Raw genomic sequence first — 474 nt, forward strand, 5'->3', positions numbered from 1 at the left:
CTATTTAGTAGACTGCTAATTTATAATTCTATTATACTCTTTATGGGAGACATGTCAAGAAAAAAACTCAAAAAAATTAGCACTCTTTTATAAAGAGTGCTAATTTCAGTCATAGTTTGTTAAATCGTTACTTTCAATGACCTGAATTAGTCGCCTAGCATAGGTTTTATCAGTATAATGCAAATACTTTTGTAAACTTTTAGCTGGTGCTTTATACCCTTTTTCTGTAGCAAGATTACGATACAAACGCTTATCAACTTCTTTGCCCTGCCGAAGCATTCGTAAATAATCTCTAATTGCACTAGCATCATCTTTATAAATAGCATATCTCACGTTTTGGTTGGTTTGTTTAGGGGACTTTAGGGTAATGGCTGCTTGTCCTGGAGTTGCTTTCTTGCTAAAAAGATTATGATACTTAGACGCTAGTAATGTTTTTCCATCATGGGTTTCCAAAAGAATTTGAGCAATCAAAAT

At 33.1% G+C, this 474-nt stretch carries 1 protein-coding gene; it reads right to left on the minus strand.

All coding sequences use genetic code 11. The annotated features are described in order from the left end of the window. Nucleotides 1-105: 105 nt before the first annotated feature. Nucleotides 106-474: glucosaminidase domain-containing protein (locus AC0C45_RS30055; RefSeq protein WP_472929329.1), on the minus strand; the 369-nt coding region annotated here is incomplete at its 5' end.

This window comes from Priestia sp. VA7 (assembly GCF_055710015.1).